Here is a 15049-nt window from a genome sequence, read left to right as displayed (position 1 = left end):
GACCACGGCTGTGGGTTCGTCGGCGAGTTCCCCCAACTGCGCTGGAGGCGATGCCGGTTGGGTCGCGCGACCGGCGGATCAGAACTCGGGGCTCGGCGGTGGCGGCGCCTGCACCAGGCCTGTCTGATAGGCCATCACGACGAGTTGGGCGCGGTCGCGGGCGTCGAGCTTCGTCATGGCGCGGTGCACATGCGTGCGTACGGTCAGCGGGCTGACGTACAGCTTCTCGGCGATCTCGTCGTTGGAGTGGCCCTCGGCGGCCATCGCCATGATCTCGCGTTCCCGGGCGGTGAGGGTGCCGAGTTGGTCGGGCGTCGCGAGCCGGGCGCCCTGTGCGGGTGTGGCGAGGAAGCGGGTGATCAGGCTGCGGGTGGCGAGCGGGGAGAGGAGCGACTCGCCGGAGGCGACCGTGCGGATGCCGGACAGCAGGGCCTCGGCGGTGACGTCCTTGCCGAGGAAGCCGCTCGCGCCCGCCCGCAGGGCCTGTGCCACGTACTCGTCGACCTCGAAGGTGGTGAGGATGAGGACACGGGTGCCGGACAGCGCCGGGTCCGCGCAGATGGCGGTCGTGGCGGTCAGACCGTCCGTGCCGGGCATCCGGATGTCCATCAGGACGAGGTCGGGGCGGTGTTCACCGGCCAGCAGGATCGCCTCGGCGCCGTCGGCCGCCTCGGCGACCACCTCCATGCCCTCACAGGTGTCGATCAGGATCCGGAAAGTGGCGCGCAGAAGGGCCTGGTCGTCGGCGAGCAGTACGCGGATGGTCATGGGGTGCTTTCTTCCGGTTCCGGGGCGCTGGGATACAGCGGCAGTTCGGTGGTGACTTCGAAGCCGCCGTCGGGACGGCGCCCGGCGCGGAGGACGCCGCCGACGGAGCGGGCGCGTTCGCGCATGCCGATCAGTCCGAAGCCGTGGCTCGGGCCTGGTGCCGGTGCGGTGGCCGGTACAGCGCCCGCCCGGTTGTCTCCGTCGGTGGGGTGCCGGGCCCGGAGGGTGCCGCCGACGGAGCGGGCGCGTTCGCGAAGGCCGATGCGTCCGAGGGCGGGGCTTGAGGCCGGTGCGGTGACCGGTACCGCGCCCACCCCGTTGTCGGCGTCGGCAGGTCGCCCGGCCCGGAGGCTGCCGCCGGCCGGCCGAACGCGCCCGCGCATCCCGAACGGACCGAAACCGTGGCCCGGGACCGGCGCGGCGGCCGTCACCGCACTCGCCCCGTCGTCGGTCACCCTGACGGTCAGCCGGTCGTAGGAGTAGCGCAGCCAAACGCGCGCCGACCGGGTCGTGGCGTGCTTGCCGACGTTGGTCAGGGCCTCCTGCACGATGCGGTACGCCGTCAGATCCACCCCGGGGGACAGCGGGCGCGGCTCGCCCTCCGTCGTCACGGTGACCGTGAGCCCGGCGGACGCGAACGCGCCGGTCAGCTCTGGCAGTTGGGCGAGTCCGGGGCTCGGGGCCAGCGGCGCGCCGGGGTCGTCGGGCCGGCGCAGCAGACCGACCGTGCCCTTCATCTCGCGCAGCGCGGAGGACGTCGTACCGGCGAGTTCCGTCAGGATCCGCTGCGCATGGTCGGGGTGCGTGCGCGCGAGGTGGGCCGCCGTGCCGGCCTGGGCGTGGGCCAGCGCCAGATGGTGAGCCACGACGTCGTGCAACTCCCGGGCGATGTACATCCGTTCCTCGGCCACCCGGTGCCGTGCCGCCTCCTCCCGGCCGCGCTCGGCGTACTCGGCCCGCGCCCGCACCGCCTCCAGATAGGCGTCCCGCAGCCGGACCGCGTTCCCGGCGACGACCGGCAACAGCAGCCAGGCGGCCGGGCCGACGGTCTTGAACGGCCAGGGGTGATGCACCGCGTCCACCACCGTCGCCGTGGTCACCACCAGCACGACCGACGCGAGGAAGTAGCGGCGGGCCGTCCTGCGGTGGGTGAGAACGGCCAGCCGGTACAGCGCCAGCATCAACGGCCCCAGCAGCAACGGCGTGAGCAGATGGCCCAGCGCGGCGGCCCCGGCGGCGGCCGACGCCGTGACCGCGACGACCGTACGGGGACGGCTCCGCTGCCAGAACAGGGCCGTGCAGGAGACCGCGGCGAGCGCGATCGTGAGGCCGACCGCGGTGGGCCGGGGACCGCGGGGCACGCCCAGTTCGCTGCCGAAGAGGAACAGGGCGAACAGCAGGACGGCCGCCATGGTGTCGACGGTGCGGATGTGCTCGTCCGCGTAGCGCTGCCAGGTGTCGTTCATGGGTGTCTCCGCCGGGGCTCCTGGGACCGAGGCCGACCGCGGTCGGCGGAAAGCAGCCAAGGGACGGAGCACTTCACATCCTCTGTTTCTGCTGGGGGACCGTCCCAGACTTCCGGGCGGACCCCCGTCCTGTCGTCGTACGGCTGCCGACAATCGCGGCTACTGAGAATGCGGATCGCCGCTACTGAGAACGCCGTACGCGCCGCCGGCCGTGTCATCCCCGGGGACGACCGGCGGCGCGTGTCACACGTTCTGCAGATACGCCAGCACGGCCAGCACCCGCCGGTGCCCGCTGTCGCTCGGCGGCAGGCTGAGCTTCAGGAACACGTTGCCGATGTGCTTGCTGACCGCGCGTTCCGTGACGACCAGGGTCTTCGCGATCGTCGTGTTGTCGTGGCCCTCCGCCATCAGCTTGAGCACCTCGCCCTCACGCGGGGTCAGCGAGTCCAGCGGTGAGTTACGGCGCCGGGTCAGCAACTCGGTCACCACCTCGGGGTCGAGCGCCGTACCGCCGGCCGCCACCCGGTCCAGCGCGTCCAGGAACTCGTCCACGCGGCCGATCCGGTCCTTGAGGAGATAGCCGACCCCGCTCGCGCCGACGCCCAACAGCTCGGCGGCGTACGACTCCTCGACATACTGCGACAGCACCAGCACCGGCAGCCCCGGGATCTTCTCCCGGGCCTCCAGCGCGGCCCGCAGTCCCTCGTCGCGGAAACCGGGCGGCATCCGCACATCGAGCACGGCCACGTCCGGCCGGTGTTCGAGCAGCGCGGGCAGTACCTCCGGCCCGCTGCCGGCGACGGCCACCACCTCGTGCCCGGACGACGTCAACAGCAGGACCAGGCCCTCCCTGAGAAGGGCGTTGTCCTCGGCGATCACGACCCTCATGACAGTCCCGCCCCCACAACGCTCACCAGACGCACGGCAGCTCCACTTCGATCACGGTAGGTCCCCCCACGGGGCTGGTCACAGTCACACCGCCGTCGAGCGCGGCGACCCGGCGCCGCATACCGAGCAGCCCCGATCCGCCCGCCTCGTCGGCTCCGCCCCGGCCCTCGTCGCGCACCCGGACGCGCAGTCCGGTGCGGACGCGGGCGAGATGGACGTCGGCGCGGTCGGCACCGCTGTACTTGGCCGCGTTGGTCAGCGACTCGGCGATCACGAAGTACGCGGCCGCCTCCACCGCGGCCGGGGCGCGCGGCCCGTCGTGCCCGTCGGTCAGCCCGTCCACGGTCACGGTGACGGACAGCGCGCTGCTCGCGGCCAGCGCGCGCACCGCGCCGACCAGACCGCGGTCGGTGAGGATCGGCGGATGGATCGCGCGCACCACGTGCCGCAGGTCCGTCAGCGCCTCCTCGGCCAGCGTCTGCGCGTCGTCGAGCATCTTGCGCGCCGCCGCCGGGTCCTGGTCGTAGGCCCGCTTGGCGAGCCCGATCCGCATCGACAGCGAGACCAGACGGGCCTGGGTGCCGTCGTGCAGATCGCGTTCGATCCGGCGCAGTTCGGCCTCGTGCGCGGCGATGGCGCCCGCCCGGGTCTGCACCAACTCCTCGACCCGTACGGCCAGTCGGGCCTTGGGAGAGGGCTTCAGCAGCAGGGTGGACCAGTGCGCGTCGAGATCCGCGAGCCGGCTGATCAACGGCAGGACGACGGCCTCGCGGCGCAGCAGCCCGCACCACACCCCGTCGACGACCAGCCCCACCGGCCACAGCGGCAGCATCAGCACGGGCAGCACGGCGCCGTAGGCGTAGTAGGCGACCATCCAGCGGAAGTCGGTCAGCGTGCCCGGATCGCGCACCGCCGCGCGCACCCGCTCCCGCAGGGTCCCGGTGAGCGGCTGGTACGCCTCGGGGATCTTCCGCCCCGTCCAGGCGCCCGCCTGATGTCGCTTGGCCCCGGCGATCCGCCGTATCAGCAGCACGGTCTCGGGCAGCATGAACGCGCCGACCACCGTGGCCGTGAGGATCGCGGTGATCAGGAGCACGGTGATGAAGATGTACGACCCGAAGGCCATCGCGGCGGAGACGACCAGGTGCAGTGTCGCCCGGGCCGCCTGTCGCAGGGTGGAGCGCATGGAGATCAGGTTAGGCGCATCGGCCAGGGCCCGGGGGAGCGGACGGGACGGCACGGGTGCGGCGCGCTCCACCGTGGGTTCGGGGGACCGCTCCCGCGTGTCGTCGGGCGAAGGACGGAATTGTTGAGGCAACACGTCAGCCAAGATCCAACTCTGCTCGGTCCGGAGGAAACCACACATGAACCCGGATCAGGACGGACAGGACGACAGCGTGGACCGAAGTGGTCGGCGGTACCCGGGAGTTGATCGTGAGTCCCGGCGGCAGCTCGTCGACGGACTCCGGCGATGCCTGCTCCGGCCGCGTGCCGAGGTCCGCATGACGGCGGTACGTCACCCGCCCCGGCCACCCGGGCCGGACCGCGTTCACCGGCGAGAACACCGCCGTGCCCGCCGTCCGGAACTCTGCCCTCCTCGAACTCCCCGACCAGCCAGCCTTGTTGTCCCACACGGGCGACGTCGAGCGGCCCCGAAGGACATGGCCGGGCTGGAACTCCAGGTCGTCCACGGCACTCGCGACCGGCGCACCCCCACCCGGCTGCTCGTCCAGCGGTGACCCCCGACCGGCCGTGACCCGACCGCGGCGACCGCCCGGAACGCCGCCCGTCATACGGCGCACCAGCCGTCGTCGACGGGCAGCACGACGCCGTTGATGTGCCGGGCCGCGTCGGAGGCGAGGAAGACGAGCGCGGCCGCCTGCTCCTCCGGGAAGGCGATCCGGTCGGAGAGGCCGAGGCCGGGGCCGATCACCCCGGGGCCGTGGGAGCGCGCGTCGACGTCGTAGGTGATGTTGGTCGCGGTGGCCCCGGGGGCGATGGCGTTGGCGCGGATTCCCCGGCTTCGGTACATCACGGCGAGGGACTTCACCAGGCCCACGATCCCGTGCTTGGCGGCGGTGCAGGCGGCGCCCGCCGCGCTGCCGCGCAGTCCGGCCTCGGCGGCGGTGAAGACGATCGCGCCGCGCCCGGCGGCGAGCATGTGCGGCAGCGCGGCCCGGGTGAGCAGGAAGGGCGCCGTCAGATTGATCCGGATGACCCGCTCCCACTCGGCGTCGTCGGTGTCCGCGAGGGCCGACATCCGGTCCATGACCCCGGCGTTGTTCACCAGCACGTCCAGCCCGCCGAACGCGCCGACGGCGGTGGCGATCACCTCGTCCACCACCGCCTGTTCGCTCAGATCGCCGATGACGCGGACGGCGGAGCCTCCGTCGTGCTCGATCTCCTTGACCGTCGCCTCGGCGCCCGCCGGATCGAGGTCCGCCACCACGACCTCGGCACCCGCCAGCGCGAACTGGAGCGCGGCGGCCCGCCCGATCCCGGACCCCGCCCCGGTGACGACGACACTGCGCCCTTCAAGACCGCTGCCGCGCATGGCGTACTCCTCGTCTCTGCTGACCACTGTCGCGCATGCCGTACTCCTTGGTTCGCCGAACGTCGGGCACGGGGAGGAGGGTGTGTCCACGGACCCGGCGCCGATCTGGGGGAGTGGCCGGCGACCGGGTCCGGGACAGCGCCGACCCCCGTCCCCACGGGTTCGGCGCGGGAGCCGCCTTCCGCTCAAGGCGGCCCCGGCTCTGGTGAGCGAGGGCTCAGTTGTGCTCCTGCTGTCTGCCAGTCCGCCTTTTCGGCGGGCTTGCTTGAGTTAGGCAAGCATATGTGACTTACTTGAGTCAAGCAAGCGAATGGATATTGCTTGAGTCAGGCAAGCAGGACGGTAGGCTGAGCGCATGTCCACGTACGGCAGCATCAGTGAGACACCTTCACTCGCCCGCGGTGGCGGGCAGCACCTGCTCGTCGCCGTGGACGAGCCGGACAACGCCGAACTCCTCTCCACGACACTGGAGTTGGCGGGTTACCACATCAGGACGGCCGGCAATGGCAGCGAGGTGGTGTCACGGTTCGCGGAGCAGCGGTTCGAACTGGTCGTCATCGACGCCGAGTTGCCCGAGATGGGCGCCCTCGCGCAGGGCCGCCGGCTCGTCACGCACCGCCCGCCCGTCCTGCTGCTCACCGGCTGGGACGCCCTCGACAAGCTGCTGCCCGAACTGGGCGCGGGGGAGCGGGACTATGTCACCAAGCCCTTCCGGATCGCCGAAGTGCTCGCCCGTATCCAGGTGTTACTGCGCGGCCGGGGCGGCGGCCGGGACAGCGCACTGCACTACGCCGACCTGGTGCTGGACGACACCACCTGCCAGGCGCGGCGCGGACGGCGCGTCCTCGATCTCACGCCCGCGGAGTACCGGCTGCTGCGCCACCTCCTCGTCAACGCGCACAAGGTGCTGTCCAAGGAGCAGATCAGCCGGTACGTCTGGGGCGACTTCCGTGGCGACAACGCGATGGAGCAGCTCGTCTCCCGTCTCCGGCGCAAGGTGGACCAGGAAGGCGCGGCGCTGATCCACACGCGCCGGGGCTTCGGCTACTGGCTCGGGCGGGCGACCGGCGAGAGGTGAACGCGCCCCGCCGGGGGAGTTGCACGGGATGCGCGGAGCAAATATGGACACCCCGTGAAGTGGGGTGCCGGGCGGTGTCACGATGACGTGGCGCCGCCCTCTTCTCGTTGCGTTCGCGAGTCGCCGTCGTGACGCCCGGCCCCGTCAACTCGCAGGTAATTCACCTGAGTTGACCATCCCTGACATCTCTGTCCGGTTCATGGCAACAGTGCCGACCTGTGATCTGGGCCACGTCAGGTTGATGTCAGGCAACTGACCGGAAGGTGTCAGTCCGCTCTGTTTGCATGTGCTCATCGAGGCCTCGTTCCCCATACCCAGGCGCCCCGCCCCACGCGGAGCCCCCACCACCGAGGAGAGACATGGCCGACACCCTGATCGGCACCGCGCCCGACCCGGCGGCCACAGCCCCCGAGTACCCCATGCGGCGGGACGCGCGCTGCCCCCTCGCCCCGCCGCCGGCCGTGCACGGGCTGCGCGACGGGAAACCGATCAGCAGGGTCCGTATCTGGAACGGCGCCACGCCCTGGCTCATCACCCGCCACGCCCACCAGCGCGCCCTGCTCACCGATCCCCGCGTCAGCGACGACGACCTGGAGAGCGGCTTCCCCTACGTCAACGCGCACCGCGCCGAGATCGCCCCGCACACCCCGCGGCTGATCACCAACACCGACGCGCCCGAGCACACCCGGCTGCGCCGGACGGTCAACGCGCCGTTCCTCGTCAAGCGTATCGAGGCCATGCGGGCCCCCGTCCAGAAGATCGTCGACGAACTGATCGACGACATGCTGGCCGGCCCCAACCCGGCCGACCTGCTCACCGCACTCGCCCTGCCCGTCCCCTCGCTGGTCATCGCCGAACTGCTCGGAGTGCCGTACGAGGACCACGACTTCTTCCAGCGCAACAGCGGCATCGCGCTCGACAGCGCCGCCTCTCCCCAGGAGGCGCGGGAGGCGAGCGGCGCGCTGGCCGCCTATCTGGACAAGCTCATCGGGCTGAAGCTGGGGAACCCGGGCGAGGGCGTGCTCTCCGAGATGGCGGGGCGGGTCACGGCCGGTGAGATGACCCGCGCCGAGGCTGTCCACATGGGCGTCGCCATGCTCATCGCCGGCCACGAGACCACCGCCACGATGATCAGTCTCGGCACGCTCGCCCTGCTCCAGAACCCCGACCAACTCGCCCTGGTGCGCGACACGGACGACCCGAAGGTCGTCGCCGGCGCGGTCGACGAACTGTTGCGCTACCTCACCATCGTGCAGACCGGCGTCCGCCGGGTCGCCAAGGCCGACATCGAGATCGACGGCATCACCATCCGGGCCGGCGAGGGCATGACCTTCGACCTGCACGCCGCGAACTGGGACCCCGAGGCCTTCCCCGAGGCCGACCGCCTCGACATCACCCGCTCCGCCCGCCGGCACCAGGCCTTCGGCTACGGCCCCCACCAGTGCCTCGGCCAGAACCTCGCCCGCCTCGAACTCCAGGTCGTCTACGGCACCCTCTACCGCCGCATCCCGACCCTCCGACTGGCCGCACCCATCGAGCAGTTGGCCTTCGACCGCACCGGCACCACGTACGGCGTGGCCTGCCTGCCCGTCGCCTGGTGACCACCCCCTCACGAACGAACCGAGAGCAAAGGACACAGCCATGAAGGTCGAACTCGACGAACCGAAATGCGTCGCCTCCGGGCAGTGCGTGGTCGCCGCCCCCGACGTCTTCGACCAGCGTGACGAGGACGGCGTGGCGATCCTCCTGGAGGAGCACCCCGGCGCCGAACTCGTCGACGACGTACGGGAAGCCGTGGCGGTCTGCCCGGCCGCGGCCATCCGACTGGTGGAGCAGTGACCCGGATCGTCGTCGTCGGAGCCTCGGCCGCCGGACTCGCGGCGGCCGAGACACTCCGCCGCGAGGGCTACACCGGCACGCTCACCCTTGTGGGCGATGAACCGCACCCGCCCTACGACCGGCCGCCGTTGTCCAAGCAGGTCCTCGCCGCCGAGTGGGAGCCGGACAAGATCGCCCTGCGCACGCCGGCCGACCTGGCCGGGCACGACCTCGACCTGCGCCTCGGCGTCGCCGCGACCGCGCTCGACCTGGCCGCGCAGGAGCTGTGGCTGTCGGACGGCGCGCAGGTGTCGTACGACGGGCTGATCATCGCCACCGGGGTGCGCCCCCGGCGGCTGCCCGGCGAGGGCGCGCACGTCCTGCGCACGCTCGACGACGCCCTCACGCTGCGCGAACGGCTCGGTCCCGGGCGGCGGTTGGTCGTGGTCGGCGCCGGGTTCCTCGGTGCGGAGGCCGCCGCGGTGGCACGGCGTCTCGGCGCCCGAGTGACCTTGCTGGAACCGGCCTTGGTGCCCCTGGCGCACGCCGTCGGAGAGCAGGTCGGCCAGGTGCTGGCGCAGGCGCACGTGGACCACGGCGTGCACCTGCGCACCGGCGTCTCCGTCACCGAGGTGACCGACGAGGGCGTACGGCTCGGGGACGGCGAGGAGATCGAGGCCGACGAGGTGCTCGTCGCGATCGGCTCGCTGCCCAACACCGAGTGGCTCGCCGACAGCGGACTGTCGGTGGGCGACGGCGTGGTGTGCGACGAGTACTGCGAGGCCGCCCGGAACGTCTACGCGGCCGGTGACGTCGCCCGCTGGTACAACCCGCTGTTCGGCACGTCGATGCGGATCGAGCACCGCACCAACGCGGCCGAACAGGGCATGGCCGCCGCCCGCAACCTGCTCAACTCCCAGGCGCGCAAGGCGTTCGCGCCCGTGCCGTACTTCTGGTCCGACCAGTACGACATGAAGATCCAGGCCCACGGCTATCTGCGCGGCCACGACGAAGTCGCCGTGGTGGAAGGGGACTTGGGCGAGCGGCGGTTCGTGGCCGTGTATCGCACCGGAGACCGGCTCTCCGGCGCTCTCGCGGTCGGTATGCCGCCCAGGGTGATCCGCGGCTGGCGGCAGGCCATCGCGGCCGGAGCGAGTTGGGAGGAGGCCGTCCATGGCGCACCGACCGTCTGAGGAACCCCGTGACGTCGTCGTGGTCACCGGTGCCGGAGGCATGGGGACGGCGATCGCGCGCCGTCTCGGCAGCGGCCGCACCCTGTTCCTCGCCGACGCCTCGCGCGGCCAACTCGACCGCACGGTGGCCGCGTTGCGCGCCGAGGGCTACGCGGCGCACGGCGTCCTCACCGACATCTCCGACCGTACGGCCGTCGAGAAGCTCGCGCGGACCGCGGCCGGCGAGGGCCGGGTGCTCGCGGTGGCGCACACGGCCGGGGTCTCCGCCTCGATCGCGTCCGCGCGGACGATCCTGGAGGTCGACCTGCTCGGCACGGTCCATGTGATCGACGCCTTCGAGGCGGTCGCGGGGCGCGGCACCGCGCTGGTCGCCGTGTCCAGCATGGCCGGGCACTACGCCTCGCTCAGCCCCCAGGACGAGGCCGCCCTGGCGACCGCACCGGCGGAGGAGCTGCTCTCCCTGGCCGTCGTCACGGCCGTGGGGAGCGACTCGCTGCGCGCCTACATGGTCGCCAAGCGCGCCAACCATGTGCGCGTGGAGGCCGCCGCACTCGCCTGGAACCTGCGCGGCGCCCGCATCAACACCGTCAGCCCCGGCGTCGTCTCCACCGCGATGTCCAAGGCCGAGGCCGAATCCCCGCACGGCGGACACATGCTCAGGATGCTCGACGACTGCGGCGCCGGACGCACCGGGACACCCGGCGAGATCGCCGACGCGGTGGCCTTCCTCACCGGCCCGCAGGCCCAGTTCATCACCGGCACCGATCTGCTCGTCGACGGCGGGCAGGCCGCGTGGGTGCGCCGGCACATGCGGCACTGACGGCCCCGCCCCGGACGCCGGCCACCCCACGGACACCGGCGTCCGGCCCCGTCGTAGCGCATCGCATCCCTCGACAACCGCACTTTCACGGACGCCGCCCTCGCGCTCGGCGTCTCCCAGGCGGCCGTGTCCCGCACCCTCGCATCGCTCGAACGAGCCCTGGGCGTACGGCTGTTGAGACGCACCTCGCGATCGGTGACGCCGACGAGCACCGGGCTGCGGGTGGTCGCGCACGCCCGGCGGGTCCTCGCCGAGGTCGACGATCTGCTCCGGGACGCCGCCTCGGGCCACGCCCGTCTGCGGATCGGCTACGCCTGGTCGGCGCTCGGCCGGCACACGCTCCCCTTCCGGCGCCGCTGGAGCCGGACGCAGCCGGAGACCGATCTGGACCTGGTCCGCGTCAACTCGGCCACCGCGGGACTCGGGGAAGGCGCCTGCGATCTGGCCGTGGTCCGCAGAGCGCCGGACGACCGGCGGTTCGAGTCGGCCATCGTCGGGCTGGAGCGACGGCTGTGCGCCGTGGCCTCCGACGACCCCCTGGCCCGGCGCCGCTCGGTCCGGCCGGCCGACCTCGCCGGGCGCACCCTCCTCGTCGACCGCCGCACCGGCACTACGACCGCCGACCTGTGGCCGCCCGACTTCCGCCCGGCCACCGAGGACACCCACGACGTGGACGACTGGCTCACCGTGATCGCCACCGGCCGCAGCGTCGGCATGACCGCTGAGTCGACCGCCAACCAGTACCCACGGCGCGGAGTCGTCTGCCGCCCGGTGCGGGACGGCGAGCCCATCGCCGTGCGCCTCGCCTGGTGGAAGGACGACCCGCACCCCGCCACCCAGGCCGTGCTGGAACTGCTCACCGCGCTCTACCGCGAGGCCTGAACCGGGTCACCCTTATGGCCCACGCCGGTGGCCTCCACCAGGGGCCCGCTCGACGCTGAGGCCATGAGCCCTGGTGATGCCCGCTCGTCGAAGCGGACGAGGATCGTTCTCCTGGTGGCCGTCGTCGTCGCGGCCCTCGTCACGGGCCTCGCGCTGCTGCCCGACACCTTCTCGGCGGACGCCGACGCGCGAGTCACAAAGGTCACCGCCGTCGGCGGCGCGGGCAAGGACCTGCCGGTCACCAAGCCGACCATCGCCTGCGCCGACCTGCTCCAGCAGGACTTCGGCACCCTCGACGACGCGGCGACCTCCGTCGCCTCCGCGACCGTCGTGGCCAAGGGCGACGCGAGCGCGTACGAGTACTGCGACGTCAAGGGCACCGTCGCCCCGCAGATCCAGTTCGAGCTGAGGCTGCCGACCAAGACGTACCGGCAGCGCTACCTCCAGGAAGGGTGCGGCGGCTACTGCGGGATGGTCGGCGTCAGCGCCCAGCCCGCCGCCTCCACAGGCTGCGTCCCCGTCACCGACGGCTCCTTCGCCCTCGGCCAGGACAACCAGGGCCATGTCTCCACCTCCGGGATGGGCGGCGGCTCCGCCGAGGTCTGGGCGACGAACCCGCAGCTCAAGGTGGACTTCGGCTACCGCTCCGAGCACGCCTTCGCCACCGCCGCCAAGGCGATCACCAAGGCCTTCTACGGCGCCGAGCCGACGTACTCCTACTACGACGGCTGCTCGGACGGCGGGCGCGAGACGCTGATGGAGGTGCAGCGCTACCCCGGCGACTTCAGCGCCGCCCTGGTCGGCGCCCCGGCCTTCAACCAGACCGCGCTCAACGCGATGCAGGAGGCCTACCTCTCGACCATCGACTTCCGCGCGGACGGCTCGACGATCCTGCCCGCCTCCAAGCTCGCCATGCTCCACAAGACCGTCCTCGCGAAGTGCGCCGATCCCAAGCTGAACAACGACCTCATCCAGGATCCGGCGACCTGCACGTTCGACCCGGCGAGTCTCAAGTGCGCCGACAACAAGGACAGTTCGAGCTGTCTCACCGCCGATCAGGTCGACGTCGTACGGAAGGCGTACGCGGGCGTGACCGCTCCGGACGGCACCCATCTGTACACCGGAGGCCAGCCCTACGGCTCCGAGACCGCCTGGGAGGGGCTGTTCATCCCCAAGGCCGGGCAGGGGCAGAGTTCGGTGCAGTTGTACGGGATCGGGCTCGGGTTCCTGCGCTGGGTCGGCAAGTGGGAGGCCGACCCGACGCTGAAGCTCGACGGGTCGCTGTTCACCGTGGACACCTTCAAGGCCTACCAGCGGGAGGTCTCCGGGATCTACGACGCCACCGACCCGGACCTCACCAAGTTCCACGAGGCCGGCGGCAGGCTCATCCAGTGGCACGGGCTGACCGACCCCAACATCCCGCCCACCGGCACCCGGGCCTACCGCCAGGCCATGATCGACACCATGGGGCGGGACAAGGTCGACGACTTCTACCGCCTGTACCTGTTCCCCGGCGTCAACCACTGCGGCGGCGGTGACGGGCCCGACAGCTTCGACCTGCTGAGCAAGCTGATCGACTGGCGGGAGACCGGGAAGACCCCCGGCGCCGTCATCGCCTCGAAGACCAGCGGCGGCAGCCAGCCCGGGGGACCGGCGGGCGGCCAGCTCGGCGGCGGCGACACCAAGGCCTCCGCGAGCGCGAGCAGCAGCGCGCCCACCGTCGAATACACGCGGCCCGTCTACCCGTACCCGCAACTGGTCGCCTACGACGGCTCCGGTGACAAGGACGACGCCGCCAACTACCGCGCCTACACGCCTGACCGACTGCCCGACGACCACTACACGTGGGCCGGCTCCTTCACCTCCGGCTACCAGGAGTGGTGCGAGACGAAGGACGGCAGGTCGATGAGCTGCAGCCGTCACGCGCCGTAGGAGAAGACGGTTCACCAGATGTAGAAGAACCCGCTTCACCGCCCGTCCATGGCCGGTCCATGGGCGGGCGGTGGTGTGTCTGCGGTAAGTATGGGCGGAAGCATGCGTGCAATACGGCGGACAAAATTGTTGACAATCTTGTTTGGCTAGATTTAGGTTCGACAGGCACTCACTCAGGGAGGGCAACGATGCCGAAAGAAGCCCGTCCGAGCACCGGGGAGCAGGCCAAGCAACATGCGCTCACGCAGTTGCGGCAGGCGATCCTGCAAGGCGACATGGCACCGGCACAGCGGTTGGTGGAGAACGAGCTGGCCGAGCAGTTCGATGTGACGCGGGCCAGCATCCGGGCGGCGCTGATCGATCTGGCGGCCGAAGGGCTGGTCGAGCGGATCCGCAACCGGGGTTCCCGGGTGCGGGTGGTGACCGTGGAGGAAGCGGTCGCCATCACGGAGTGCCGCATGGTCCTGGAAGGACTGTGCGCGGCCAAGGCGGCCGTCGCGGCCGACGACGACCAGTTGACCGAACTGACGGACCTGGGCCGGGCCATGACCAAGGCCGTGGCCGACGGTGAGCCGGTGACGTACTCCGAGCTCAACCACGAACTGCACGACAAGGTACGGGAGTTCTCCGGCCAGCAGACGGCTGTGGCCCTGCTGGAGCGGCTCAATGCCCAACTGGTGCGTCACCGCTTCCAGTTGGCGCTGCGGCCGGGGCGTCCGCAGCAGTCCCTGAGCGAGCATCTGGCGATGATCGAGGCGATCACGGCCAGGGACCCACAGGCGGCCGAGGCGGCCGTCCGCGCCCATCTCACCAGTGTGATCGAGGCGTTGCGCGACTGACGCGCGGCGGATCGGCGCACCTGGGGCGGGCGCACACCTGTCCACCAAGGAGATTCGAGCATGACGCACCCCAACGCGCCCGCCACCCCACGATCGACGCTCGTCGTCACGGCGCACGCCGGGGACTTCGTCTGGCGGGCGGGCGGAGCCATCGCCCTGGCCGCCGCCCGCGGCGAGAAGGTCACCATCGCCTGTCTGACCTTCGGCGAGCGCGGTGAGTCCGCCAAGGCCTGGCGCGAGGGCAAGAAGCTGGACGAGATCAAGGAGATACGCCGGGACGAGGCCGAGCGCGCCGCGGCCACCCTCGGCGCCGAGGTCCTCTTCTTCGACGCCGGCGACTATCCCCTCGTCGCCACCGCCGAGTTGACCGACAAACTCGTCGAGGTCTACCGCGCCACCCAGCCCGACGTCGTGCTCACCCACCCCACCGAGGACCCGTACAACGGCGACCACCCGGCAGCCAACCGGATGGCGCTGGAGGCCCGGGTCCTGGCGCAGGCCATCGGCTATCCCGGCGAGGGCGAGATCATCGGCGCCCCGCCGGTCTTCTACTTCGAGCCGCACCAGCCCGAGATGAGCGGCTTCAAGCCCGAGGTCCTCCTCGACATCAGCGAGGTCTGGGACACCAAGCGCGCGGCGATGGAGTGCCTCGGCGCCCAGCAGCACCTGTGGGACTACTACACCGACCTGGCCGTACGACGAGGCGTCCAGCTCAAGCGCAACGCCGGCCCGAACCTCGGCCTGGCGCACAAGACGATGGCCGAGGCGTACATGCGCCCGTACCCGCAGATCGCGAAGGAGCTGGCATAAC

15 protein-coding genes are annotated in these 15049 nt (G+C 71.5%); 9 read left to right on the top strand and 6 right to left on the bottom strand.

What is annotated here, in order from left to right; all coding sequences use genetic code 11:
- Positions 1-78: 78 nt before the first annotated feature.
- The 6 genes from OG223_RS05270 to OG223_RS05245 all read right to left on the bottom strand — a co-directional run bounded on the left by OG223_RS05270 (position 79) and on the right by OG223_RS05245 (position 5676).
- A complete protein-coding gene (locus OG223_RS05270) occupies positions 79-768 on the bottom strand; it encodes a response regulator transcription factor (protein WP_329243069.1) in 690 nt (229 codons plus the stop codon).
- The gene (locus OG223_RS05265) at positions 765-2234 is read right to left on the bottom strand and encodes a histidine kinase (RefSeq protein ID WP_329243066.1); all 1470 of its coding nucleotides are present in this window, start codon (positions 2232-2234) and stop codon (positions 765-767) included. Before OG223_RS05265 ends, OG223_RS05270 begins: the two co-directional genes overlap by 4 nt.
- Positions 2235-2477: 243 nt before the next feature.
- The gene (locus tag OG223_RS05260) at positions 2478-3122 is read right to left on the bottom strand and encodes a response regulator transcription factor (RefSeq protein ID WP_329243064.1); all 645 of its coding nucleotides are present in this window, start codon (positions 3120-3122) and stop codon (positions 2478-2480) included.
- 22 nt (positions 3123-3144) lie between these two features.
- Positions 3145-4308, bottom strand: a complete 1164-nt coding sequence (locus OG223_RS05255) for a sensor histidine kinase (RefSeq protein ID WP_329243062.1) — start codon at positions 4306-4308, stop codon at positions 3145-3147.
- A gap of 136 nt (positions 4309-4444) precedes the next feature.
- Positions 4445-4915 (bottom strand): hypothetical protein, encoded by a 471-nt coding sequence (locus tag OG223_RS05250; RefSeq protein ID WP_329243061.1) that lies wholly within the window; start codon positions 4913-4915, stop codon positions 4445-4447.
- Positions 4912-5676, bottom strand: a complete 765-nt coding sequence (locus OG223_RS05245) for an SDR family NAD(P)-dependent oxidoreductase (RefSeq protein WP_329243058.1) — start codon at positions 5674-5676, stop codon at positions 4912-4914. The genes OG223_RS05250 and OG223_RS05245 overlap by 4 nt, the downstream gene beginning before the upstream one ends.
- A 355-nt stretch (positions 5677-6031) precedes the next feature.
- Between OG223_RS05245 and OG223_RS05240 the strand changes: the two genes are divergently transcribed.
- The 9 genes from OG223_RS05240 to OG223_RS05200 all read left to right on the top strand — a co-directional run bounded on the left by OG223_RS05240 (position 6032) and on the right by OG223_RS05200 (position 15048).
- Positions 6032-6754, top strand: coding sequence for a response regulator transcription factor (locus OG223_RS05240; protein ID WP_329243055.1), 723 nt, complete (start codon positions 6032-6034; stop codon positions 6752-6754).
- Between the two features lie 359 nt (positions 6755-7113).
- Positions 7114-8355 (top strand): cytochrome P450, encoded by a 1242-nt coding sequence (locus OG223_RS05235; protein ID WP_329243052.1) that lies wholly within the window; start codon positions 7114-7116, stop codon positions 8353-8355.
- A gap of 40 nt (positions 8356-8395) precedes the next feature.
- The gene (locus OG223_RS05230) at positions 8396-8593 is read left to right on the top strand and encodes a ferredoxin (protein WP_329243049.1); all 198 of its coding nucleotides are present in this window, start codon (positions 8396-8398) and stop codon (positions 8591-8593) included.
- A complete protein-coding gene (locus OG223_RS05225; protein ID WP_329243046.1) occupies positions 8590-9765 on the top strand; it encodes an NAD(P)/FAD-dependent oxidoreductase in 1176 nt (391 codons plus the stop codon). The genes OG223_RS05230 and OG223_RS05225 overlap by 4 nt, the downstream gene beginning before the upstream one ends.
- The gene (locus tag OG223_RS05220; protein WP_329243043.1) at positions 9746-10585 is read left to right on the top strand and encodes an SDR family oxidoreductase; all 840 of its coding nucleotides are present in this window, start codon (positions 9746-9748) and stop codon (positions 10583-10585) included. Before OG223_RS05225 ends, OG223_RS05220 begins: the two co-directional genes overlap by 20 nt.
- Before the next feature lie 60 nt (positions 10586-10645).
- Complete coding sequence (locus OG223_RS05215) at positions 10646-11467, top strand: LysR family transcriptional regulator (RefSeq protein WP_329265141.1); 822 nt, start codon at positions 10646-10648, stop codon at positions 11465-11467.
- Positions 11468-11530: 63 nt separating this feature from the next.
- Entirely contained in the window at positions 11531-13399 is a 1869-nt protein-coding gene (locus OG223_RS05210; RefSeq protein ID WP_329243040.1) for a tannase/feruloyl esterase family alpha/beta hydrolase, read from the top strand.
- Positions 13400-13587: 188 nt separating this feature from the next.
- A complete protein-coding gene (locus OG223_RS05205; RefSeq protein WP_329243038.1) occupies positions 13588-14238 on the top strand; it encodes a GntR family transcriptional regulator in 651 nt (216 codons plus the stop codon).
- A 60-nt stretch (positions 14239-14298) separates the two neighbouring features.
- On the top strand, positions 14299-15048 hold the full coding sequence (locus tag OG223_RS05200; RefSeq protein WP_329243035.1) for a PIG-L deacetylase family protein: 750 nt from the start codon (positions 14299-14301) through the stop codon (positions 15046-15048).
- Position 15049: the final 1 nt, after the last annotated feature.

Source organism: Streptomyces sp. NBC_01478 (assembly GCF_036227225.1).
Lineage (GTDB): Bacteria > Actinomycetota > Actinomycetes > Streptomycetales > Streptomycetaceae > Streptomyces.
The sequence above is the reverse complement of the archived record's forward strand: the minus strand, read 5'-3'. Positions and strand labels throughout refer to the sequence as shown.

Excerpts from the sequence above, each read along its gene's own strand:
- OG223_RS05270 (WP_329243069.1), bottom strand. The coding sequence starts at position 768 with ATGACCATCCGCGTACTGCTCGCCGACGACCAGGCCCTTCTGCGCGCC.
- OG223_RS05265 (WP_329243066.1), bottom strand. The coding sequence starts at position 2,234 with ATGAACGACACCTGGCAGCGCTACGCGGACGAGCACATCCGCACCGTC.
- OG223_RS05260 (WP_329243064.1), bottom strand. The coding sequence starts at position 3,122 with ATGAGGGTCGTGATCGCCGAGGACAACGCCCTTCTCAGGGAGGGCCTG.
- OG223_RS05255 (WP_329243062.1), bottom strand. The coding sequence starts at position 4,308 with ATGCGCTCCACCCTGCGACAGGCGGCCCGGGCGACACTGCACCTGGTC.
- OG223_RS05250 (WP_329243061.1), bottom strand. The coding sequence starts at position 4,915 with ATGACGGGCGGCGTTCCGGGCGGTCGCCGCGGTCGGGTCACGGCCGGT.
- OG223_RS05245 (WP_329243058.1), bottom strand. The coding sequence starts at position 5,676 with ATGCGCGGCAGCGGTCTTGAAGGGCGCAGTGTCGTCGTCACCGGGGCG.
- OG223_RS05240 (WP_329243055.1), top strand. The coding sequence starts at position 6,032 with ATGTCCACGTACGGCAGCATCAGTGAGACACCTTCACTCGCCCGCGGT.
- OG223_RS05235 (WP_329243052.1), top strand. The coding sequence starts at position 7,114 with ATGGCCGACACCCTGATCGGCACCGCGCCCGACCCGGCGGCCACAGCC.
- OG223_RS05230 (WP_329243049.1), top strand. The coding sequence starts at position 8,396 with ATGAAGGTCGAACTCGACGAACCGAAATGCGTCGCCTCCGGGCAGTGC.
- OG223_RS05220 (WP_329243043.1), top strand. The coding sequence starts at position 9,746 with ATGGCGCACCGACCGTCTGAGGAACCCCGTGACGTCGTCGTGGTCACC.
- OG223_RS05210 (WP_329243040.1), top strand. The coding sequence starts at position 11,531 with ATGAGCCCTGGTGATGCCCGCTCGTCGAAGCGGACGAGGATCGTTCTC.
- OG223_RS05205 (WP_329243038.1), top strand. The coding sequence starts at position 13,588 with ATGCCGAAAGAAGCCCGTCCGAGCACCGGGGAGCAGGCCAAGCAACAT.
- OG223_RS05200 (WP_329243035.1), top strand. The coding sequence starts at position 14,299 with ATGACGCACCCCAACGCGCCCGCCACCCCACGATCGACGCTCGTCGTC.